The sequence below is a fragment of the Leptospiraceae bacterium genome (assembly GCA_015075105.1).
GTDB lineage: Bacteria > Spirochaetota > Leptospiria > Leptospirales > Leptospiraceae > JABWCC01.
The window spans coordinates 632,947-654,867 of the sequence record JABTUZ010000002.1 but is presented as its reverse complement, the minus strand read 5'-3'; the positions used below and the strand labels follow the sequence as shown (position 1 = coordinate 654,867).

General features: G+C 35.0%; 21 protein-coding genes. 17 read left to right on the top strand and 4 right to left on the bottom strand.

Annotated elements, in window-relative coordinates:
- The first annotated feature begins 17 nt into the window (after positions 1–17).
- The 8 genes from HS129_12965 to gmk all read left to right on the top strand — a co-directional run bounded on the left by HS129_12965 (position 18) and on the right by gmk (position 6,731).
- Complete coding sequence (locus HS129_12965) at positions 18–935, top strand: MinD/ParA family protein (protein MBE7412948.1); 918 nt, start codon at positions 18–20, stop codon at positions 933–935.
- Positions 932–1,414, top strand: a complete 483-nt coding sequence (locus HS129_12960; GenBank protein MBE7412947.1) for a hypothetical protein — start codon at positions 932–934, stop codon at positions 1,412–1,414. Before HS129_12965 ends, HS129_12960 begins: the two co-directional genes overlap by 4 nt.
- Positions 1,415–1,637: 223 nt before the next feature.
- Positions 1,638–2,438: an RNA polymerase sigma factor WhiG gene (gene whiG / locus HS129_12955; protein ID MBE7412946.1), complete on the top strand. Its 801-nt coding sequence runs from the start codon at positions 1,638–1,640 to the stop codon at positions 2,436–2,438.
- A gap of 42 nt (positions 2,439–2,480) precedes the next feature.
- On the top strand, positions 2,481–4,487 hold the full coding sequence (locus HS129_12950) for a FapA family protein (GenBank protein MBE7412945.1): 2,007 nt from the start codon (positions 2,481–2,483) through the stop codon (positions 4,485–4,487).
- The gene (locus HS129_12945) at positions 4,484–4,828 is read left to right on the top strand and encodes a hypothetical protein (protein ID MBE7412944.1); all 345 of its coding nucleotides are present in this window, start codon (positions 4,484–4,486) and stop codon (positions 4,826–4,828) included. Before HS129_12950 ends, HS129_12945 begins: the two co-directional genes overlap by 4 nt.
- 105 nt (positions 4,829–4,933) lie before the next feature.
- Positions 4,934–5,887, top strand: a complete 954-nt coding sequence (locus HS129_12940; GenBank protein MBE7412943.1) for a hypothetical protein — start codon at positions 4,934–4,936, stop codon at positions 5,885–5,887.
- Between the two features lie 2 nt (positions 5,888–5,889).
- A complete protein-coding gene (locus HS129_12935) occupies positions 5,890–6,174 on the top strand; it encodes a DUF370 domain-containing protein (GenBank protein ID MBE7412942.1) in 285 nt (94 codons plus the stop codon).
- Positions 6,175–6,176: 2 nt separating this feature from the next.
- Positions 6,177–6,731: a guanylate kinase gene (gene gmk, locus HS129_12930; protein ID MBE7412941.1), complete on the top strand. Its 555-nt coding sequence runs from the start codon at positions 6,177–6,179 to the stop codon at positions 6,729–6,731.
- A gap of 1 nt (position 6,732) precedes the next feature.
- Here gmk and HS129_12925 read toward each other — a convergent pair whose 3' ends face one another.
- Genes HS129_12925 through HS129_12915 form a run of 3 tightly spaced genes read right to left on the bottom strand, consistent with a single transcriptional unit; the run spans position 6,733 to position 10,044 of the window.
- Positions 6,733–7,836, bottom strand: coding sequence for a trypsin-like peptidase domain-containing protein (locus HS129_12925; GenBank protein ID MBE7412940.1), 1,104 nt, complete (start codon positions 7,834–7,836; stop codon positions 6,733–6,735).
- Between the two features lie 18 nt (positions 7,837–7,854).
- Positions 7,855–9,657: an elongation factor 4 gene (gene lepA, locus HS129_12920; protein ID MBE7412939.1), complete on the bottom strand. Its 1,803-nt coding sequence runs from the start codon at positions 9,655–9,657 to the stop codon at positions 7,855–7,857.
- Between the two features lie 6 nt (positions 9,658–9,663).
- Positions 9,664–10,044 (bottom strand): DUF190 domain-containing protein, encoded by a 381-nt coding sequence (locus tag HS129_12915; GenBank protein ID MBE7412938.1) that lies wholly within the window; start codon positions 10,042–10,044, stop codon positions 9,664–9,666.
- A gap of 135 nt (positions 10,045–10,179) precedes the next feature.
- Between HS129_12915 and eno the strand changes: the two genes are divergently transcribed.
- The 8 genes from eno (at position 10,180) to HS129_12875 (ending at position 19,777) form a co-directional block, all read left to right on the top strand.
- The gene (gene eno / locus HS129_12910) at positions 10,180–11,499 is read left to right on the top strand and encodes a phosphopyruvate hydratase (protein MBE7412937.1); all 1,320 of its coding nucleotides are present in this window, start codon (positions 10,180–10,182) and stop codon (positions 11,497–11,499) included.
- Positions 11,447–11,935, top strand: a complete 489-nt coding sequence (locus HS129_12905) for a septum formation initiator family protein (protein ID MBE7412936.1) — start codon at positions 11,447–11,449, stop codon at positions 11,933–11,935. The genes eno and HS129_12905 overlap by 53 nt, the downstream gene beginning before the upstream one ends.
- A 38-nt stretch (positions 11,936–11,973) precedes the next feature.
- On the top strand, positions 11,974–12,585 hold the full coding sequence (locus HS129_12900; protein MBE7412935.1) for an ATP-dependent Clp protease proteolytic subunit: 612 nt from the start codon (positions 11,974–11,976) through the stop codon (positions 12,583–12,585).
- A 44-nt stretch (positions 12,586–12,629) separates the two neighbouring features.
- Positions 12,630–12,971 (top strand): hypothetical protein, encoded by a 342-nt coding sequence (locus HS129_12895; protein ID MBE7412934.1) that lies wholly within the window; start codon positions 12,630–12,632, stop codon positions 12,969–12,971.
- Between the two features lie 120 nt (positions 12,972–13,091).
- Complete coding sequence (locus tag HS129_12890; protein ID MBE7412933.1) at positions 13,092–14,414, top strand: TolC family protein; 1,323 nt, start codon at positions 13,092–13,094, stop codon at positions 14,412–14,414.
- Complete coding sequence (locus tag HS129_12885) at positions 14,411–15,619, top strand: efflux RND transporter periplasmic adaptor subunit (GenBank protein MBE7412932.1); 1,209 nt, start codon at positions 14,411–14,413, stop codon at positions 15,617–15,619. Before HS129_12890 ends, HS129_12885 begins: the two co-directional genes overlap by 4 nt.
- Entirely contained in the window at positions 15,619–18,717 is a 3,099-nt protein-coding gene (locus HS129_12880) for an efflux RND transporter permease subunit (GenBank protein ID MBE7412931.1), read from the top strand. Before HS129_12885 ends, HS129_12880 begins: the two co-directional genes overlap by 1 nt.
- Positions 18,718–19,639: 922 nt before the next feature.
- Complete coding sequence (locus HS129_12875; GenBank protein MBE7412930.1) at positions 19,640–19,777, top strand: hypothetical protein; 138 nt, start codon at positions 19,640–19,642, stop codon at positions 19,775–19,777.
- Positions 19,778–19,865: 88 nt separating this feature from the next.
- On the opposite strand, the gene HS129_12870 is transcribed toward HS129_12875, so the two are convergent.
- Positions 19,866–21,200, bottom strand: a complete 1,335-nt coding sequence (locus tag HS129_12870) for a DUF1566 domain-containing protein (GenBank protein ID MBE7412929.1) — start codon at positions 21,198–21,200, stop codon at positions 19,866–19,868.
- Positions 21,201–21,325: 125 nt separating this feature from the next.
- Here HS129_12870 and HS129_12865 point away from each other — a divergent pair, with 125 nt between their 5' ends.
- The gene (locus HS129_12865; protein ID MBE7412928.1) at positions 21,326–21,799 is read left to right on the top strand and encodes a hypothetical protein; all 474 of its coding nucleotides are present in this window, start codon (positions 21,326–21,328) and stop codon (positions 21,797–21,799) included.
- Positions 21,800–21,921 lie beyond the last annotated feature (122 nt).

The window sequence follows — 21,921 nt, the reverse complement described above, 5'->3', positions numbered from 1 at the left end:
AAATAGTAGGTTAAAGAATGGATCAAGCTACAAATTTACGAAAATTGGCTAATCAGGTTTCACCTTTAAAGGTAATCAACCCACAGAGAAGAAGAACTAAAATTCTTGCTGTGGCATCCGGTAAAGGTGGAGTGGGTAAAACTACCCTGTCCGTAAATCTGGGAATATCTATTGCTAAAACCGGCCAAAAAGTTTTAATTTTTGATGGGGATCTTGGTTTGGCAAATATAAATGTGCTCTTGGGAATTATTCCTAAATACAACTTATACCATGTAGTTAAGGGACATAAATCTTTAAAAGACATAATTATTCAGACTACAGAAGGTGTCGATATAATTGCCGGAGCCAGTGGCTACGCTCAACTTGCAAACTTAAACGAGACCCAAAGAAACAACCTGATCAAAGGCTTTTCAGATTTAGGACACTACGATTATATGATAATAGACACCGGTGCAGGCATCAGCTCGAATGTAATCGGACTAATCATGCCCGCCGATGAAGTGATTATTGTCACTACCCCTGAACCTACTTCAATTACAGACTCTTACGGGCTTATCAAATCTATTGTAACTCAAAGCAAAGAAAAAAATCTAAAGATTATTGTAAATCGAGTAAAAAGTGCCATAGAAGGAAAAAAAGTAGCTGATCGCGTAATTGATATTAGCGGTCAATTTTTAGAGGTAAGAGTTGAACATTTAGGTTTTATTTTCCAAGACGAAGAAGTTGAAAAAAGTATCAGAGAACAAAAACCTTATGTAATAAATTATCCTCGTTCAAAAGCTGCATCTTGTTTAAACAGAATTACATACACCCTAACAAATTCAGAAAATTCTCTAACGGATGAACTAAAGATTGGTGATTTCTTTAAAAAGTTTTTTGGATTCTTAGATCATAGAGAACAAGAAATGGAAAAACAGATGGGAGAAGACACTTGAGCTTACAGCTCCAATTTATAGTTTTCTTTTTTGCTTTAGGTCTTTTAATCAGCACAATTTCCGGCTTTATTGTAGGAAATAGAGTTACCCATATTGCTTTTGTTTCACTCATTTCTTCATTCGTATTTGCAACTTTAGGGTTCGGCATTCATTTTATTTTACAAATGAAAGTGCCTGAATTTTTAGAAATTTTAAGTCAATTTGAGCTTATGGGTGGAGAAAGTGACGAAGATGAAACTACAAAAATTTCTAACCCTATTAATTTCAGATCCACTTCTGCAAGCACGGAATCAGGAACACCTACAGAAACTCATTCGGATAATTTAGGAGTAGAAATATCTCGTCCTCAAACCAAGACAAAAGATGGAAAATACGGAGATCACATAATCGTAGAAAACATAACTTTAAAAAATGAACCTAAACTTATGGCGGAAGCAGTAAGAACTATGCTCGCAAAAGACGACGACGCTGGCGGTTGATCTATTTTTATTTGCAACCACACACCCAGAAAAAGCCTTTTTGTAAATACCTATGCCCAAAAATGAAATAGATAGAAATTATGTCTAAAAAAGTTACGTTTTTGCTACATAATTACAAAAAAGTACTATTCTAAATATTCATTTTTAACGAATGTATAAAGAGATAGCATTCAATCAGAAGATTGGAAATAAATAAAGGTTAGATTTTAGATTTCGGAAGAATATGTCAAAGCTGCTAGAGAAATACAATCAGATAGAAGAGAATGAGCTTTGGAAAGAATACAGGATTTCTAAAAAACAAGAAATACGCAGCTATTTAGTAGAAAAATATTCACCACTCGTAAAACACGTTGCCGGAAGAGTGGCTATCGGTATGCCACAAAATGTAGAATTCGACGACCTTGTGAGTTATGGTGTATTTGGACTTTTAGACGCTATCGAGAAATTTGATCCTGCCAGAGAAATCAAATTCAAAACTTATGCAATGACAAGAATTCGGGGAAGTATTTTTGATGAGCTTCGCTCCATCGACTGGATTCCTAGATCAATACGACAAAAAGCAAGACAATTAGAACAAATTATCGGAATGCTCGAAAATAAAGAAGGACAGACTGTTGAAGACGAAGCGATTGCAAAAGAGCTTGGAGTATCTGTAGAAGAGCTAGGAAGTTTACTTACTAAAATTAGTGGGACTTCACTTGTCTCCTTGAATGATATTTGGTTTTTGGGAGACGAAAACGATGAAGTTTCTTTTATGGAAACTCTCGAATCTCCGGCTAATATGAATCCTGATGTGATTATCGAAAAAGAAGAAGTAAAAAATGTAATTGTGGAAGCAATTCAGACTCTGCCGGAAAAAGAAAAAAAGGTAATCGTTCTATACTATTATGAAGACCTCACATTAAAAGAAATCGGTGAAGTATTGGAAGTTACTGAATCTAGAATTTCTCAACTCCACACAAAAGCTGTAATGAGGCTTAGAAGTAAACTCGGAAAAGTAAAATCAGTAGTTACTAAAAAGTAATATTTAAAATTAATTCATTCTAATACTTTAAAGAGGGGCGATATGGGTGCTTTAAAAACATTCATGAGCGAGCAAGACGAGCTTTTGCACAAGCTCGAGGGCGAACAAGTAGAAGTAATCGGCGATACTGTAGATGAATGTCTGAAGTTGGCATCAAAGCACCTCAGAAAACAAATTCACCAATTAGATTACATCGTTTTAAAAAGAGGAAAGAAAAATTTTTTCTTTGGAGAGCCTTACCATATTCGAGTTTCTATCTTACCTGATGATGAATCCTATGACGATTTAATCGCATTGGACAAAAAACTTACAGGTGGTTCCGGGAAATTATTGTCCACGAATTTAAAAGAATTAATTGTACCGAAGAACAAAGATGGTTGGGTCTGCCTGAAAAATTATAAATCCGGTGTTTGGCTTACAATCTTTCCACCCAAAGGAGAAGGCAGAAGAGTTACGCAAGATGAAGTAGTAAGAAGATTGTCCCATAAAGGAATCACCGACGTAAACCAAAGTTTAATTTCAAAATCTTTAAAAGAAGAGTCCGGTGAGCCTGTTAGAATTGCAGACTCAAAAATTAAAGCAGGCATGGAAGGAAAAATCATGGTGGATATTTCTGCTGATAAAATGAAAGCAATGGTTACACTGATTCCTCCAAAACCAAACGGTAGAGATTTAGAAGTATCGGATATCGTATCTACTCTAAAAAATTCTGGGATTCGATATGGAATCAAAGAAGAAGAAATTAAAAACCAAGTAGAGGCAGATACTTATAATATCGCATTTCTCGCAGCAACAGGAGACCCGCCTGTGAACGGGAAAAATGCAAGCATCGTGTATCATGTAAGAACAGAAAAAGTAATCGAATTCAAAGAAGATAGCTTTGGAAAAGTAGATTATAGAAATATGGACTTAATTGAAAACGTAGTGGTTGGTCAACTGCTTGCAGAGAAAATTCCACCTGAAAAAGGAAAATGGGGAAGAGATTTATACAATCAGTTATTAGAAGCAAAAGACGGAGTTGATATTCAACTAAAGCAAGGGAAGGGTACAATTCTATCAGAGGATCGTTCTAAATTAACCGCAGAAGTTAACGGACAGGTTTTATTTCTAAATGATAAACTGTCTGTAGAAACTATTTATAGAATCAATGGAGACGTAGGAAATAGGACTGGAAATATTACCTTCCTCGGCTCTATCATAATTACAGGCAATATCGAAGACAATTTTCAAGTTAAGGCCGCAGGAAATATAGAAGTTTACGGTACAGTTCAAAAGGCGATAGTTGAAGCAGACGGGGATATTGTAATTCGTCAGGGAGTCACTGGTAGAGGAGAAGCAAAAATTGAATCAACCAGTGGGAATATTGTAGCTAAGTTTATCCAGAATGCAACTGTAACCACAGACAAAGACGTAATTGTGCAAGAGGGAATTATGCACTCCGAAATAAGTGCCGGTGGAAAAATTGCCTGCCAAGGAAAAAGAGGTCAAATTGTAGGTGGAGTTTCCAAAGCAGGAAATCTAATTGTAGCAAAGGTTATCGGCTCTAAAGCAAACCCGCAAACTGATCTCGTAGTCGGATTTAATCCTAAAATATCAAAGCAAATCGCAGACTACGAAGCCAAAAAAGAGGAAAATAAGGGTAAATTAGATCAAATTCAAAAAAGTTTAAAAACTTTAAAAGCCCGAAAAGAGGCAGACCCTTCTTCTTTTTCCGAAGAAAATGCTGCGCACATGGTAAAACTTGAGCAAGGCGGGAAAAAACTTCACAAAAGAATCACCGAATACGAACAAGAAATCCAAACTTTACAAAATTATCTTGAAGAAACAAGCGAGCATGGTAAAATTAGCGTAGAAAAGATACTTTTTGGTGGAGTTTTTTTAAGAATTAAAAATGCAGAATACAGAGTAAAAAACGAAATTAAAACTAAAACTTTTTACCAAGAAAACGGTCTGATTAAACAAATGCCCTACGAGGATCCAAATCCTGCAAAGGCTGACTGGAGGAAAAAAAGGTCAAAGGACAAAAAACCTTCTAACAAAGTGAAATGAGAATAGCAGAGACCTTATATGGACAACTTCAATCTCACGATATTGCCAGAAAATGGCAGTTTGAGAATCCATATACTACTCTAAATCAGATGGTCGAACAAACAAAAATTCTAAAAGAATACGTTGAAAAAAGAAATAAATTAGCCCCCCCAGTCGAGTCAACAGGCATTCTCTGGAAAGAGGATCGAAGTGGAAAAGATGAGCCCTATATTCGTGGACAAAAAAAAGCAAATAGCTCAGATTTAAAAAAATATGAAAATAACTCTATACTTTTTTACAACTCTGAGGGAAAAGGTATAAAAAGCATATCAGGGAAAAGCTCTTTTGAGTTTTTTGCGTAAAAATATGCCTATGTCAGATATTCGTTAAAAAAGAATACCCAATAGAAAAATAGGTGGGGATTTTCGATGGAATGTTGTTGGAAACTTTCATTGAGGGAGATTTTTTTGGAACTTCTGGCTTTAGTTATTATAAATTTAATATTTGCAGTAGTGTTGTACTATGCTGTTTCCATCAAGGTTACAAATAGCGTCAAAGAGTATCAAAGTAAAAAATTCAAAGCAGATATGAACAGAGATATTCTTTTATTTTATAAAGAAAGCGAAAGTTATTTAGCTCAAATGGATTCTAGAATAGTTATTTTACGAAATCTGATTCAAAAAGCTGAGTCTTTAAATCTACCAAATGAAGTCACCTCTACTACAACAAACCTAAAAAAAGAAAACTCTTCCTTTCCTATTCTTAAAGAATATTCTCAAAAAGAAACAGTCAAAAATTTACAGGCAGAAGAAAATATACGTGAAGGGGTTCAAGCCTTGGGTGTCAATCGAGAGTATCTAAAAAATGAATTTATTCATCAGAAAGAAAATTATAACTTAGGATCCAATACAAAAAATAAAGAGTCCAAGTCAGATTCACTTACATCGGGTCCAATCCTCATGGAATTTATTACAGGATTAGGAAAAGGCGTAAAGTCTTTTCTTGGAATAAACGATCCGTTGAAAATTGAAGAGCATTCAGAAAATTACCTTGTTCAATCATCAGGAGTAAAAAATTCTTTAGACTATTCTATAGGAGGAGACCCTTTCAAGAGCCAGACAAATTCTATTGATATTACAAACAATATGAAAGAAGAAAATTCTTTTGCAGAAGTGTTGTCTATGGTTCAACACCCACAAGAAGTCTATGGAAATCAAAAAAAAGATGAAATCAAAATTTCTGCCGGAGTAGCTTTAAAAGAAATACCGGAGAGTGCAACAAGAATAGAAAAAGTTGTTTTTCTGTTGAAAAAAAATTATTCTCATTCAGAAATAGCCACTGAGCTTGGAATTGCAATCCCAGAAGTTTCTCTAATCGAAACTATTAAATTTGACAGGAGAGGAATTTTTCCTAAACTTTAGTCTTGAAGGTATTGAATGTCGGCTTTTCCAATATAGTTATGATTTCTAAAATTGTTTCCATGATTCAATCAGACTCTGCATCAGGAAAGCGTCTTAGAAATGAAGCAAAAAAATCAGGATTATTGATTGAGGCGACTCAAGGCAGAAAAACAAGGTCTATTATAATTACCGATAGTGGTCACTTGATTTTGTCTGCACTTAGAGTAGAATCTTTGATAAAGAGGATAGAAACTGAGGATAATTCGGTTGCAATAGAAGAAGAGGAGTCAAGTATAGCAATTGAGTAGATATGCGAAAAGGAAAATTATTCATAATTTCATCTGTTGCGGGCGGGGGAAAATCAACTCTGATCGGAATGGTTTTAAAAGATTATCCGGAGTGTAAATTTTCTGTTTCTGTTACTTCCAGACAACCAAGACCCGGTGACGTAGAAGGAGTTACCTATCATTTTGTTTCTAAGAATGAATTTGAAACACTAATTGAAAAAGATAGTTTTTTTGAATGGGCTGTGGTTCACGGGAATTATTATGGTACGCCTAAGAATTTAATTTTTGAAAATTTGGAAAAAGGTAATAACGTAATCCTCGACATTGATGTACAAGGCGCTTCCATTGTTAAAAAGAAAATCCCTGAATGCATTTCAATTTTTATTCTTCCCCCAGATACAGAGACTTGGATAAATAGGTTGCAATCCAGAGCTACAGACAACCCGGAAGAAATTAAAAAAAGAATTAAGAATGGCGAAATGGAATTGAAACTATCTGAAAAGTTTGATTACAGAATTGTAAATAGTGATTTGCAAACTGCATACAATGAATTAGTTAAAATATTATTTCAAAAGTGATTCATTGTTTGTGAATTAATTTTAATTGTATTGTAATTTTTTTTCCTTTTCGGAGTACTTGGATTTTTAGTTTTCCTCCAAGCCCTGCAAGAGAAACTTCTTCTCTCAACTCTCGAATACTGAGTATTTTAGATCCGTTGACTTCTTGAATCAAATCAAATCTTTGAAGCCCGCCTCTATTGGCAGAAGAAAAAGGCTCGATTCCATAAACCAAAACTCCGGTTTCGTCAACTGGAATACCAAGTGCTCTTTTGTGTTCCGTCGGTGGAGCTGTTGCAACTACTCCAAGTGTTGCAGGACGAATATTAACTTTTGGATTTTCCTTAATCATCTCAAGAATTTTTTTGGCGTAGTTTATAGGGATTGCAAAAGCTATTCCAGAACTGGAGCCTGAATTTGATCGAATGAGTCTGTTAATTCCGATGACTTCTCCATTAATATTGAGTAAGGGACCTCCACTATTTCCGGGATTTATCGCAGTGTCTGTTTGAATATGGCTTTGCCCTGTCTCATCTAGATCAGCTCTTGATTTTGCGGACACTACTCCTACAGTAAAAGTTTTTTCCAAACCAAAAGGAGAGCCAATAGCAATCGCCCAGTCCCCTACTTCTACTTCATCAGAATTTCCAAAAGTAACCGGTTTCAGTCCTTCACTATTTGGAATTTTCAAAAGTGCAAGATCGGCTCTCTCGTGGCTTCCAATAAATTCTGCTTTTTCAGTTCTTCCGTTTGGTAAAATCACCTCGATTGACTTAGACATTTTTATTACATGGTAGTTTGTTAAGATATGCCCGCTGTAATCAATGATAAACCCGCTTCCAAGCGCTGAGATTTCATTTTCTCTTCCCTCATAAAAATACGGTAGATTTTCGTCTTGAGTAGTTCTGATAGAAACTACGCTATCTTTGGTAAGCGAATAAACAGACCGAAAAACTTTTTGAATTTGAACTGCGCTGTTTTGTTCGGTTTTACTAAGTTTTGTTTCTTTTGCTGTTATCGAGAGAATTCTATTTTTTACACCCGGATGATAAATTAATAAAAATAGAACAATAAGAAGAATTGAGTTTATGTAAATCAATGGAGAAATATTTTTAAATCGTTCCAAGATAAAAATACACCTATTTCAATCTGTCTTTAAAACAGCGAGAAAGGCTTCTTGCGGAATTTCTACGGAGCCGAATTGTTTCATTCTTTTTTTGCCTTCCTTTTGTTTTTCGAGAAGTTTTTTCTTTCGAGTAATATCTCCACCGTAACATTTTGCAGTAACATTTTTTCTTACAGCTGCTACATTTTCTCGTCCTATGATTTTACTTCCAATGGCTGCTTGGATTGCAATTACAAATTGTTGTCGAGGAATCAACTCTTTTAGTTTTTCAATGATTGCCCTGCCCCTTTGCTCTGCTCTTGTCTTATGAACGATGGTAGATAACGCATCTACAACTTCTCCATTCACCATAATATCTAACTTTACGAGTTTGGACTGCATATAACCAATCGGCTCGTAATCTAAGGAGGCATAACCTTTGGAATAAGACTTTAATTTGTCATAAAATTCAAATATCAATTCTGCCAGAGGAATCTCATAAACCAATTGTACCTTATCAGAATCTAAATAGACTGAGTTTTGATGAACACCTCTTTTTTCGATTACAAGACTCATTATGTTTCCGACGTATTCATTTGGAGTAAGGATTGTAGCTTTTACATAAGGCTCTTCCATGATTTCAATAGTTTGTGGATCAGGAAATTTAGAAGGATTGTCTATTTCATAAGTCTCTCCCTTCGTACTTGTAATCCTGTACTTTACAGAAGGAGCTGTGGTAATAAGAGACAAGTTAAATTCTCTTTCGAGTCTTTCTTGGACTATTTCCATGTGGAGAAGTCCGAGATACCCTACTCTAAAACCAAAACCAAGAGCGTTTGAGCTTTCCTTTTCATAGATAAGCGCTGCATCGTTTAATTTTAACTTTTCTATAGCCTCTACAAATTCCTCAAACTGTTCTCCATAAATCGGAAATAGCCCGGAGAACACCATTGGTTTAGCATCTCTATACCCGTGAACAGGCTCTTTTGTAGGTTTGTCGAGTAAAGTAATCGTGTCTCCTGTTCTTGCATCAGCTACATTTTTTATTCCAGCAACAATATACCCTACATCACCGGCGTATAACGTATCTTTTGAAATTAGTCTTAACTGGTTGATTCCGATTTCTGTCACTGTGAAATTTTTTCCATTTGACATGAATAGAATCCGATCTCCCTTTTTTACGACTCCCTCAAAAATACGAACCTTTGCCACAACTCCCATGTACGCATCAAAATAAGAATCATAGACCAAGGCTTTCAGAGGAGCGTTATCATCCCCTGTTGGTGGAGGAATATATTTTACAATTGCTTCAAGAACATCTTGGACACCAAGTCCAGTCTTTGCAGAAATCGCAACCGTTTCTGTTGAATCGAGACCGAGCGTGTTCTCTATTAACTTCAAACACCTTGGTATATCGGCACTCGGCAGATCAATCTTGTTTATAATAGGAATAATGTGTAAATTTGCCTCCATTGCCAAATAGAGATTGGCAAGAGTTTGAGCTTCTACACCTTGGCTTGCATCTACAATCAATAAAACTCCTTCGCAAGCCATGAGACTTCTTGAAACTTCATAATTAAAATCAACGTGCCCGGGAGTATCAATTAAATTAAAATGATAAATGTTTCCATCTTTAGATTTGTAATCAAAAGAAGCGTTACTCGCCTTGATAGTAATTCCTCTTTCTCGCTCAATATCCATAGAATCTAAGATTTGATTTTTTTTTGTTCTATCATCAGTCAAAGCACCATATTCAAGAAGTCTATCGGCTAAAGTTGACTTACCGTGATCAATATGCGCTATGATTGAAAAGTTTCTGATATATTTAAGTCTTTCGCTCATCTGAAATCAAGCCCCTTCGGCAAGGCGAATATCCTCTGGAGTAATTTTTGTTTTTGTATAGCGAATGAACTCTACATCCTTGATCGTTACAATCCCGTCTCCTATAAACTCGTCTAAAACTTTGATGATTTCTTCGATTCTTTTCTCTGATTCAATCACCGTCAAAATTACAGTAGATTCTTTTTGAAGTAACGTAGAAAGTAAGTCATCGGAAAATTTTAGCTTTAAGTTTGAACCGTAACCCGAATTTGATTTAATGATCGTGCAGCCGGTAATATCCATTTTAAGAAATTTATCCACAAGCACTTTGTATAAAGGCACTTTTTCAAATTCATCTTTACTGTTTAGATAAATTTTTATCTCTTTTCTACTATCTCTTAGTTTCATAAATTCAAGCATTTTTTAATAGAGATAACGGTAAACATTTTTGTTATTTTTAAAATAGTGTGACGAGATTTTTCTGGACAAGCCTTCTTATAGTTAGAAAATAACATAAATAGAAAAAAATGAGGTTAAATTATAATGAACTCTGACTCTTCAAAAATCAAATCAGTAAAAGCGCGCGAGATAATGGATTCTCGTGGAAATCCTACCGTGGAAGTGGATATTTTTTTAGAGGATGGATCTTTTGGGCGAGCCGCAGTCCCTTCAGGTGCATCTACAGGTGAGTACGAAGCAGTCGAGTTGAGAGATGACGACAAAAAAAGATACCTTGGAAAAGGAGTCTTAAAAGCAGTCAGCAATGTAAACGACAAACTTTCTAAATCAGTAATCGGACTAAACGCAACCGATCAAATTAAAGTCGATCAAGCAATGATTGACTTAGACGGAACTCCAAACAAGAAAAATCTAGGAGCAAATGCAATTTTAGGAGTATCGCTTGCTGTAGCTAAGGCAGCCGCAAACCATTGCAGACTTCCCCTTTATAGATATATTGGTGGAAGCTATTCAAGAGAATTGCCTGTCCCGATGATGAATATATTAAATGGAGGATCCCACGCTGATAATAATATCGACTTTCAGGAATTTATGATCTTACCTGTCAGTGCAAAATCTTTCCACGAAGGACTAAGAATGGGAGCAGAAGTTTTTCACAATTTGAAATCTGTTCTTAAATCCAAGGGCTTGAATACTGCCGTTGGTGACGAAGGTGGATTTGCACCTGACTTAAAAAGTAATGCAGAGGGAATCGAAGTGATTCTAGAGGCGATTTCTAAAGCTGGGTACAAGCCGAAAGAGGATATACTGATAGGCCTCGACGCAGCAAGTAGCGAATTCTTCGATAAAGGAAAAAAGAAGTATATCTTAGGTAAAAAATCAAAAAATTCTAGTGATATAAAAGAATATAGCTCTGAAGAAATGATAAAGATGTATTCAGATTTGGTAGATAAGTATCCGATTATTACTATAGAGGATGGATTGGACGAAAACGATTGGGCAGGGTGGAAACTGTTTAGTGAGAAACTTCGTAAAAAGATTCAGCTCGTAGGAGACGATCTTTTTGTTACAAATATTGAGAAACTAAGCAAAGGAATTTCTGAAGGAATTTGCAACTCAATTCTAATCAAAGTAAACCAAATCGGCAGCTTGACTGAAACATTGTCAGCAATCGAAATGGCAAAGAAAGCAAATTATACCGCAGTGATTAGTCACAGAAGCGGGGAGACAGAAGACGCAACAATTAGTCATATAGCAGTTGCTACAAACGCCGGGCAAATTAAAACCGGGTCTTTGTCTCGAACAGATAGGGTAGCAAAATACAATGAGCTTCTTCGTATAGAAGAAGAGCTTGGTAAGATTGCCAATTACAGAGGAAGGGAGACTTTTTATAATCTTGAATAATCTAAAGCGACTACAAATTGTATCTTCATTAATTTTTATCTTAGGACTTGTGTATTTTAGCTTATTGAGTACGTCTGGAATTCTTGTTCGTATGGAAATGAAAGAAAAATTAGAATCTCTTAAGATAGAAATTGAAAAGATTGAAGCAGAAAATCAAACTTTAGAAGCAAAAAGAAAATTACTAAAAAATGAAAAGTTTGCAGTCCAAATGGAAGCAAGAAAGCACTATCTCTTATCTAAAAATTCTAATATTCTTAAATTTAAGGAAGCAGCCAATAAAAAGTCAGAAGACTTCCTACTTGCTTCGAGAGAAAATCTTCCTTCTTTAAAAAATAAATCTTCTAAAAACCATATACCTCCGATTTATATTTTCAGATTTTTCTTTGTAGTTTGTGCAGTTTCTCTTAGTATTGGAGTTTTCATAAAACTCAAATAACTGATTATGGTTATATAATTCAATTTAGAGAGGGATAAATGGCAGACAAAGAAGAAAGTTCACCGGATATTTTAGAAGATTTAAAAAATGCCGGAAAGATCCAAAGAAAATTTTTAGATGAAAGAAAAATTTTTCTATGGGGAGTCGTTCACGATGATTCTGCAAAAGAAATCGTATCTAAATTAATGTATTTAGAAATGTCAGACCCCGGTAAAGATATAATTTTTTATATCAATAGCCCCGGTGGCTCTGTGACAGCAGGACTCGCCATTTTCGATACTATGAAAATGATAACTTCTCCTGTATCCACAGTATGTATGGGTATGGCTGCGTCTATGGGCTCATTTTTATTATCAGCCGGAGCCAAGGGCAAAAGATATATCTGGCCCCACGCAAAAGTAATGATCCACCAACCGAGTATAGGCGGTCAAATCACAGGCCCCGCAACCGATATTAAAATCCACGCTCAAGAAATTGTAAAGACTAAAGAGACACTAAATAAAATTCTTGCAGATGCGTGTAGCCAACCTCTTGAAAAAGTGGCAAAGGATACGGATAGAGACTATTACATGACTGCAAAAGAAGCAATTGAATATGGAATAGTAGATAAAATTTCTACTACAATTGGAGTACTTCCATCAGAATTTTGAAAATTGCTTGACTTTTATAAAAAATATATATTGAATAATATGTTATGGCGAAACTGAAATTTTTATTTTTTCTATTTTTCTTGGTGCTTTTTACCTATCAATATGCAATTGATAACGACTCAATCTGTGGTGGAAAAGGTATAAATGAAGATTTCTGTTCGTTTGCCTATTTAGACAATGTTGAAACAAACCACAAAGATTCAGACCATAGACACACTTGCGTGAATTGTCCATGCAGTTCAATACTCATCTCTAACTGGGGAATGGATGAAGCAAAAATAATTACGGAAATTCAATCCTCATACAATGTGAACCTATTTTCAAAAACGTATAATTTTCTCTATATCTCCTATTTGAATCGTCCCCCCAAAAATACTCTTTCTTAAAAATTTAATTAATTCTGATTGTAGAAGCCAAGAGAATTTTTGCAAATTTATGTTAATGAAATAATATTAAACCAAAAATTTATTCTGTTCGGTCTTCTCACAATGTAACGGGAGATATACATGAAATTTAATTTTTTATTTATACTTTTTTTCATTCCAGCTTATGGAATTTTTTCAGGTGGGAATGATCACGACGAACCTCATCTACATTGCACAGGAAGTGTTACTCTAAAAGATATTGTAGAGTGCGTAATAGACCATAGCCCCGAATACAAAAGCTCACGGTTGGAGCTAAATGTAATTAAGGGCAGAAAAATTGCGGCCGGTTACTTTTTCCCATCGAACCCTCAAGTTTCTTTAATGCAAAGTTATCGAAAGCAAACACAAAATCAGGGTGAATTTACCGGTCTTCAATCTTCGGTAAATGGAGAAGTAATGCTATCCCAAGAAATTTATATCGGAGGTCAAAGAAAAGGCAGACTCGATGTAGCAGACAAAGAGTTTGCATCCCAAGTAAGACGAGTCACAGTAATGGAAAGAGAAATGATCTATAATGCGCTCGTTGCAAGCCTAATGTATTTTAGTCTCATCGAAGAGTTAAGGCTATCTGAAAACTTATATTCTCTTGCAAAAGATATATACGAAGTCGCGAAAGCCAGATCAGAAAAAGGTTTAGCTGCACCGATTGATACTGATATTGCAGAGGCAGAATTAGTTAAGATGAAAAGATTTTTTCTTTTGACAAAAAGAAAAACGGAATTGGCAAAAGGAAATTTAACAGTTATGATGGGAATTCCATTTCATGCAAGTATAGAGTTGTTGGAAAAGCCAAAAAATCCAGTATTTCAAAATATGAGTGTTGACAGATTGACAGAAGAGGCACTGAAAGTGCGAGCTGAGATACAAGCGAGTGAAGCAGATATATTAACCCAAGACTCAAAAATTACTTTACTAAAAAAAGAAACCATTCCCAATTTGACGATCTCGGGATTTTTGCAAAGAGACGGATTTAACGAAAATGTAATCGGAGGAAGATTGTCTCTACCTTTAAAAATTTTCCGAGACAATTCCGGCGAATTACTAGAAGAGCTATCAAGAAAACAACAACTAATCAACAAAGCGGAAGTTAGTCGGCATACAATTCGATATGAAGTAATTAAATCAATTTCTGGTTACAATTCTTTAAAAGAAGAGTACGAGAGTTATTCGGAAGAGCTTCTGCAAAGAATAGATAAAGACCTCGACTCAATCAAGAAAGCTTTATTAAACGGCAGAATTAATGTACGTGAAGCTCTAATGAGTCAACAATCCTTAATCGGTACAAAAATTTCTTACATTCAATCTAAAACAGATTTTGCAATTGCTTCGATTGAAGTTATTCGTGCATCAGGAATTCCGTTTACGGATTATCTAAACTCTGAAAGTAAAAAGGAAATAAAATGAAAACAGGTAAATATATTATTATAGCTATTTTGGCTGTAACCTTTTTAGTTTTAGGGTATGGAAAACTAAAAGAAAAAAAAGCCATTCCCGAAGGAAAAAATCCAACCGAAGATTCGACAACTTCCAATAAGGAAAATTCAAATAGAATAGATTTATCCATGAAGATAAAAGTTCCTTCTGAAATTAAAGAAGACACTGAAATAGAAACGATTGAGGTGAAGCGAAAAGATTTCCAAGATACGATTTCAGTAATAGGAGAGATTTCTGCAAATCCGGACAATATAAGAAAAATTGGAGCAAGACTTGCGGGAAGAATTACAAGCGTGAATTTTAAAGAAGGTGACCACGTGAAAAAAGGAGATACCCTAATTACCTTGGACTCGCCGGATGCATCCAGACTCCGATCCAAATTCCTTGGGTCTTTATCGAGATACACTGCATCCCAAAAAAATTATTCGCGATTAAAAGAGCTTGTGACTTTAAGACTGGCTGGTGAGCAAGAAGCTATAAACGCCGAATCCGAATTAAGGATAATGGAGTCAGAGCTTGAAGCAGACAGAGAAAATCTTAGAGTATATGATATTGCGATACCTAATATGGCTAAAGAAAAAAAAGAAACCATTGGTAATTATGAAGTACGCTCTCCAAAGTCTGGTATAATACTAAGTAGAGAAGCAATCGTTGGTGGACAGGTAGATGCAAATACAAATATGGGGACGGTAGGCGACATCTCAGAAGTATGGTTTATCGGAAAATTATTTGAGAAAGATATATCTAAAATAGGCACAGGAGAAAATGCAATTATTCAATTGAATGCTTATCCAAATACAAAATTTGAAGGGAGACTAACGTATATTGGGATACAGATTGACCCTTCTTCAAGAACTGTTAACGCAAGGATAGTTCTAAAGAACAAAAAAAATCTCGCTAAGGTTGGCTTATTTGGAGTCGCAGAGATTTCTGCCATAGAGCCTGAAGTTATTTCTGTGCCTTCTTATTGCTTGACAGAGGTGAACGGGAAAGTAGGAGTTTTCGTAGAAGAAAAACCGGGAGAATATGTATTTAGAGAAGTGGCTATAGGAAGAAAATCAAATACATTAGTTGAAATCGTTTCTGGTATAAGCGAGAGAGAATTTGTAGTACGAAAGGGAATTTTTTTCTTAAAGTCTATTTTACTGAAATCAACATTTGGTGCAGAGGACTGATGAAATTTTTAAGCTCTTTAGTTCATTGGTCACTCAACAATCAAACGATTGTATTAGGCTTAACCGTAATATTTCTATTTTTCGGAATCGACTCTGCAAGAAAATTAAAAATTGATGCTGTTCCCGATATTACAACAATACAAGTACAAGTAATCACTACTGCACCTGCCTTGTCGCCTATTGAAATTGAAAAGTATGTTACTTACCCAGTTGAAAGAGCGATGGCAGGTCTCCCAAAACTTGTAGAAGTTCGCTCCATCTCGCGTTACGGAATTTCTGTAGTGACAATAGTATTTCAAGACGATACGGATATTTTTCGAGCAAGGCAATGGGTTTCAGAAAGATTAAAAGAAGCAGAAGCAAATATTCCTCCAAGTTACGGAATTCCTACGATGGGTCCAATATCTACAGGGCTTGGTGAAATTTTTCAGTTTACTTTAACAAGCGATAAACATAGTTTACTTGATCTTACGACTCAACTAAATTGGTTTATAAATCCGATTTTAAAAACTGTACCGGGAGTTGTAGAAGTAAATACTTTTGGAGGAGAATCCAAAGAGTACCAAATTATTTTAGACTTAAATAAAATGCAGTCTCTTGGGTTTTCTGGAATGGATGTATTAGAGGCGTTAAGGAAAAATAACGCTGCAACAGGTGGGGGATATATCGAAAAAGAAAAAGAGCATATCGTAATCGGAAGTGATGGTCTAATTTCTTCTTTAGAAGATATTTCTAAAATTTATGTAGGTAAAACAAAGGATGGGTTTCCAGTAACAATTTCTTCTATTGCAGATGTAAAAATTGGTCACAAGCTGAGAAGAGGTGCTACTTCAAAAGATGGTAAAGGTGAAGTCACCGGAGCAATCACAATGATGCTAATGAAAGAAAATTCTCTTCAAGTAACCGAGTCTATTAAAAAAAAGTTAGAAGAAATAAAACCGTTTCTTGCACCCGGAATGAAAATAGAATCTTTTTACGATAGATCGGAAATGGTAAAAAAAACAATTCGTACAGTAATCATAAACTTACTCGAAGGAGCAATACTTGTAATCGTAGTTTTATTTTTTATGTTAGGAAATTTTAGAGCAGGACTCGTGATCGCTCTCACGATTCCTCTCGCTATGCTTTTTGCTATTAGCATAATGAGAGTTCGAGATGCGCCCGGAAACCTGATGAGTATGGGAGCAATAGATTTTGGTTTGATTGTTGACGGTGCTGTAATTCTTGTTGAGAACTCTTATAGGAGACTATCTTTAAAGACAATCGAATTAAAAAGAGCACTAACTTTCCTAGAGAAAAAAAAGGTAATCTTTGAATCCACAGTAGAAGTCAGAAAAGCAACGATCTATGGTGAAATCATAATTGCAATTGTGTATCTACCTATTCTTGCATTGTCTGGAGTAGAAGGAAAAATGTTTATCCCTATGGCGCTAACCGTTTTGTATGCCTTACTTGGTGCGTTCATTTTAACTCTTACCGTCGTTCCTGTTCTTGCATTACTTTTTTTAAAACCTGCGGATGAAAAAGAACACGAAACTATAATTTTTCAAAAACTAAAAATCTATTATGAGCCTTTATTAGAAAAAGCATTTCAAAATCCAAAAAAAATAATTTTTGGAACTCTTGGAGGATTTGTATTTTCCCTCATACTGTTTTATTTTTCTGGAGGAGAATTTATCCCGCAACTTGACGAAGGCTCACTCTTGCTCGAAGTAAATCGATTACCATCTGCTTCTTTGACTGAGTCTTTAGAAACTTCTAAAAGAATAGAAAGGATTTTGCTAAAAAATTTTCCTGAAATTACAAATGTAGTTTCGAGAACCGGCTCACCGGATATTGCAACCGATCCAATGGGAATTGATAGGAGTGATATTTACTTAGTGTTAAAACCAAAAGAAGACTGGAGATTTTCTAAAAATGAACTTATTGAGAAAATTTCAGAGACCTTAGAAAAATATACTCCTGAAGTTGCATTTTCTATATCACAACCGATTCAGATGAGGACGAATGAATTGATTGCAGGTGTGAGATCCGATGTTGGTATAAAAATTTATGGTGAAGACCTTTCCTTATTAAAACAAATCGGTGAAGAAGTATCTCACAATATAAGTAAAATTCCGGGTGTTGTGGATATAAAGATAGAACAATTGAAAGGTCTTTCATATTTGAAAGTAGTCCCAAATAGGGAAAGCCTTTCTCGTTATGGAATTAGCATTGATGAAGTTAACCAAGCAGTGGAAATGATTTCTTCCGGAAACTATGCAGGAAATATTTTTGAAGAAAATAAAAGATTTAGCTTAGTAATAAAAGCAAAGGACGATAGGCGAAACCCATTAGACAGAATTAAGTCTTTTCCAATACGCTCCCACTATGGGCAAACTGTCCCTTTGTCTGACCTTGCAGAAATTTATACAGAAGAAGGTCCCGTTCAAATTAGCCATGAACACCAATCGAGGAGAATGATTGTAGAGTTCAATATTCGAGGCAAGGACATGGTAAGCGTAATTCGAGAAGTAGAAGAAATTTTGCAAAAAAAACTAAAATTCCCTGCTGGTTTTCGATATGACTACGGCGGGAAATACGAAAATTATATCTCTGCAAGAAATACTCTTCTTATCATAGTGCCTTTAACTCTAATTGTAATTTTATTTGTACTATGGGTTGCGTTTGGAGAAATGAAACCTGCCTGGATTATTTTTCTTAACGTACCTTTTGCAATTACCGGAGGGGTTATTTCACTTTATATTCGAGGAATTCCATTTAGCATTTCTGCTGGAGTAGGTTTTATTGCTTTATTTGGAGTTGCTGTCCTTAACGGACTTGTACTCGTTTCTTTTACGAAAAAATTAGAGCACGAAGGAAAGGATTCTTCAGCTGCAATATTTGAATCTGCTAAACTTAGACTAAGACCTGTTGTAACTACTGCAGTCGTTGCAGCGCTTGGATTTTTGCCGATGGCACTTTCTACAAGCATGGGTGCAGAAGTCCAGCGTCCACTTGCTACAGTCGTTATTGGTGGATTAATCACTTCGAGTATTTTGACTTTATTCGTGCTTCCAATCATTTATTTAATGGGGAGTGATCAAAGGAAAAAATAGAAATTTCTTATTGTTTAGAGATTGAGATACCTCAAAAATATAAGAATAAGGTTTTGTGTCTGGGCTTCATTGTTATTTGAAAAAATCTTAATCCATTAGTGTAGCCATTGATATAAGATTCCTCGCCTCCTTTTGGCTGTTGTTTTCGTTCAAGAATGTGGGGCTCCAATTTGGAGGACAAATAGACTGAGGTCTGAGGTCGGAAATAGGTGGGTTAGAATCTTTGCAATTAGGTGTATCTTTTAGGATGAGGTTTTGAGCTTTAGTAGAGTTTTTGAAATTTCGCTTTTAGTGCAGTTTTTGCACTTTTCGTGCTAAAATAGCTAGGACCTCCTTTCTACCAGTAAAGTGCATGTTTTATACCAATTGTTCACCTTTCACGCAAAAATCACAAGGAACTCCATCGTTTTAGGGAATTTCAAGATTATTACATTTAATACAGATTTGGGACATTTTTCTGTAGCAAAGATGAAAAAATTTCTTCAGATGAATCGCAAAATTTTATTTCATATCACGCTATTATTTTACCTTATATCAGAGAACAAGATTAAAAACTTTTTATATTAGGAGAATACTATGAATCCAGAAAATTTGATACAATCAATCGAGTCTGAAATTATTCCAGAGAAGTATATGGATGAGTTTACCTCGAGGACTGAAACTATTTCAGATGAAAGGATTAGCCTTGCATGAATGTTGAGGAAGATACAGAATAAAATTTACATTGGCTATGACTTTTGAAAAGTTGGATTGTGTTAAGACGGTGTATCAGGTTCTTGAAACCATTATAAAAACATTGCAAAAGAAAATATTTCGTCCGGAGAATGCAGATTAGATTGAGCTTGGTGAGTTTGCTCAATGGCTTGGTATTTCAAGAACAGCTGCCTTTTTACTCTTCTTTTGTTGCTTGACATTTGAAAGAATGGGACATAATCATCCTGCCAAGTTCTATGACTTTGGAGTTCCACCCAAGGTCAGTTCTATTGCGGTAGGAATTTACCTCTCCAAGAGAAAAACTATACGATACAATAGACTAATACGACATAAGATGCGGAAATAAAAAAAAACAAGCCTGGAAAAAACCAAAATCCGAAAAACTAAAAAAACAGCTCTAATCTACTCATACAAATCACTAACTATTTTTTTTCCTAAGGACCAGAGACGCAACGAATATAAGAATATTGAAGATTGGTGTCATCGCTTACTGAGAAACCACTAGAAAAATTGACTTCCCAAGAAAAATTAGTATTTGACACAAGAGTAGTTGAACTCCAATACGAACCTGATGCAGTATTTGGAAAAATATTTGTGTCTATAGTTTCACCACTGGATTTATTTATATCAATGATGGATTTTAATTCATTGATATTTGGTAACCTCCATGATTTTCCGGCTAAACTTAGTCCACTGCAAGCAGATAGTGCATTTGCCCAAAGATCACTACTTGCAGCTCCAGAGCAGTTCGAACCACTCTGCCCATTACTACATTTCTGCCAAATAAGTCCTGTCACATTATCTTTTACTGTGCCATCTCCATTTTCTGTTAAATTATTACCGTACTCTTTTACTGTACCTGAAACACAACGGACATAGTAAAAAACTGCCTTGCTATCTTTACTTATTTCACCGGCACTAAAATTTATATACCAAGCCTCTGTACTGGAAGGCACATAATTGCTTGAACTCCAATACGGGTTTGTTGTAGTATTTGGAAAATAACTTGAATCAATTGCAATTGCTATAATTGGTCCAGAAAAATGTGATAGAGTTTCTAATTCTAATCTTGATGGCAGTCTCCATGTTTTAGATCCCAAGCTAAGCCCACTGCAATAAGTGCCCGCATCTGCCCAGTTTGGGTTTGAAGCAGTTCCTGTACATCCCGCATCATTATTTAATCCCATGCTACATTTCTGCCAAATAAGCCCTGTCGCATTATCTTTTACCGTGCCATCTCCATTATCAGTGTAGCTCCGACTTACACCTGTTTGACTTTCTCCATCATCTCCAACTGCGTATGAAGTCTGTTGCCCTGTTTTTAAAGGCGGATAGCTAAACACTCCGGACAAAATTGCACTATCAGTCATTCCATTTTTCACAGCAAATGCCTTTATCGTTTTTCCAGCTAAGGACCAAATATTCTCCAAAGCACTAGAGTATCTATTGGATCCGATTGTTGGGTTTGTTCCATCTGTGGTATAGTAGATCGTTGCTCCAAAAGTAGATGTCAATATATTTATATCGGATAGGGAAGTTTTATTTCCTGCGGATGGAGTAAATATAGGAGTAGCTACACTTCCAAATGAAGGAATAATCCCACAAAAAGAAGAACTATCTGAGGTTATATATTTTACGATATTGGTGTTTCGATGAGAATCCGAATTTAGATCACAAGGGTTATCAAATTTTGGTTTTTGACAATTGGATAAAAAGAAAAAAATTTCGATAAGTGTAAAAATTAATAAAATCTTTTTTATATTTCTCATTGCCCTTAAATCATTAAAACTTTTGCAAATTTGTCAAGCTCTTTAGTTTTTAAAAAGATCCATTTTTTGTTATACACAAAAATAAAAACATCATGCTTTCCTATAAAATTCAAGATAATAGTACTATGAAATATTTTTTATTATGTCTTTTAATACTTACTTTTAGTATATATTCGGAAGAAGAAGGATTTATTCCTGTGAATATAAAAGAAAAAATTTTTCAGGGTGAAATTTCTTTAAAACAGGCAAATGAGTTTCTTGGAGACAGAAAATATTTTTCCTGTATAGAAAAAATTAAAGAATTTCAAATACTTTACCACGACCATCCGTCTTTTCTAAAGTCTTACAAAATTTTAAGTCTTGCGTATAAAAAAATACAAAAGTGGGATTTGGTAGCAGAAACAGAAATGAATCTTTTTAATGAGAGTCCAGAAACAGAAGAAGGTATGAATGCTTATTTGAATGTAGCTAAAGCCTTTGTAAGAATAGGGAAAATTGAAGAAGCCAAAAAAATTTTTGAAGAGATCATTTCAAAAGAAAATACTTCGAAATTAAAAAAAGAAGCAGAATTAGAGCTAAATTTATTGAATGCAATTTAGTGGATAAGCCCACCTTTCCTAAGTTATCACTTTGTCTTAATTACAAAGAGACATATCTACCAAAAAAAGAATGAATTTTTCCTAATCAGTTTATAGATTCGGTCGAAGTTATCTATAGGAAA

Bases quoted from the DNA above. Each gene is read 5' to 3' on its own strand.
- HS129_12875 (MBE7412930.1), top strand. From the start codon at position 19,640: ATGGGACATAATCATCCTGCCAAGTTCTATGACTTTGGAGTTCCACCC.
- HS129_12870 (MBE7412929.1), bottom strand. From the start codon at position 21,200: ATGAGAAATATAAAAAAGATTTTATTAATTTTTACACTTATCGAAATT.
- HS129_12945 (MBE7412944.1), top strand. From the start codon at position 4,484: ATGAGAATAGCAGAGACCTTATATGGACAACTTCAATCTCACGATATT.
- HS129_12880 (MBE7412931.1), top strand. From the start codon at position 15,619: ATGAAATTTTTAAGCTCTTTAGTTCATTGGTCACTCAACAATCAAACG.
- gmk (MBE7412941.1), top strand. From the start codon at position 6,177: ATGCGAAAAGGAAAATTATTCATAATTTCATCTGTTGCGGGCGGGGGA.
- HS129_12890 (MBE7412933.1), top strand. From the start codon at position 13,092: ATGAAATTTAATTTTTTATTTATACTTTTTTTCATTCCAGCTTATGGA.
- HS129_12865 (MBE7412928.1), top strand. From the start codon at position 21,326: ATGAAATATTTTTTATTATGTCTTTTAATACTTACTTTTAGTATATAT.
- whiG (MBE7412946.1), top strand. From the start codon at position 1,638: ATGTCAAAGCTGCTAGAGAAATACAATCAGATAGAAGAGAATGAGCTT.
- HS129_12965 (MBE7412948.1), top strand. From the start codon at position 18: ATGGATCAAGCTACAAATTTACGAAAATTGGCTAATCAGGTTTCACCT.
- HS129_12885 (MBE7412932.1), top strand. From the start codon at position 14,411: ATGAAAACAGGTAAATATATTATTATAGCTATTTTGGCTGTAACCTTT.
- HS129_12915 (MBE7412938.1), bottom strand. From the start codon at position 10,044: ATGAAACTAAGAGATAGTAGAAAAGAGATAAAAATTTATCTAAACAGT.
- HS129_12895 (MBE7412934.1), top strand. From the start codon at position 12,630: ATGGCGAAACTGAAATTTTTATTTTTTCTATTTTTCTTGGTGCTTTTT.
- HS129_12900 (MBE7412935.1), top strand. From the start codon at position 11,974: ATGGCAGACAAAGAAGAAAGTTCACCGGATATTTTAGAAGATTTAAAA.
- HS129_12950 (MBE7412945.1), top strand. From the start codon at position 2,481: ATGGGTGCTTTAAAAACATTCATGAGCGAGCAAGACGAGCTTTTGCAC.
- eno (MBE7412937.1), top strand. From the start codon at position 10,180: ATGAACTCTGACTCTTCAAAAATCAAATCAGTAAAAGCGCGCGAGATA.
- lepA (MBE7412939.1), bottom strand. From the start codon at position 9,657: ATGAGCGAAAGACTTAAATATATCAGAAACTTTTCAATCATAGCGCAT.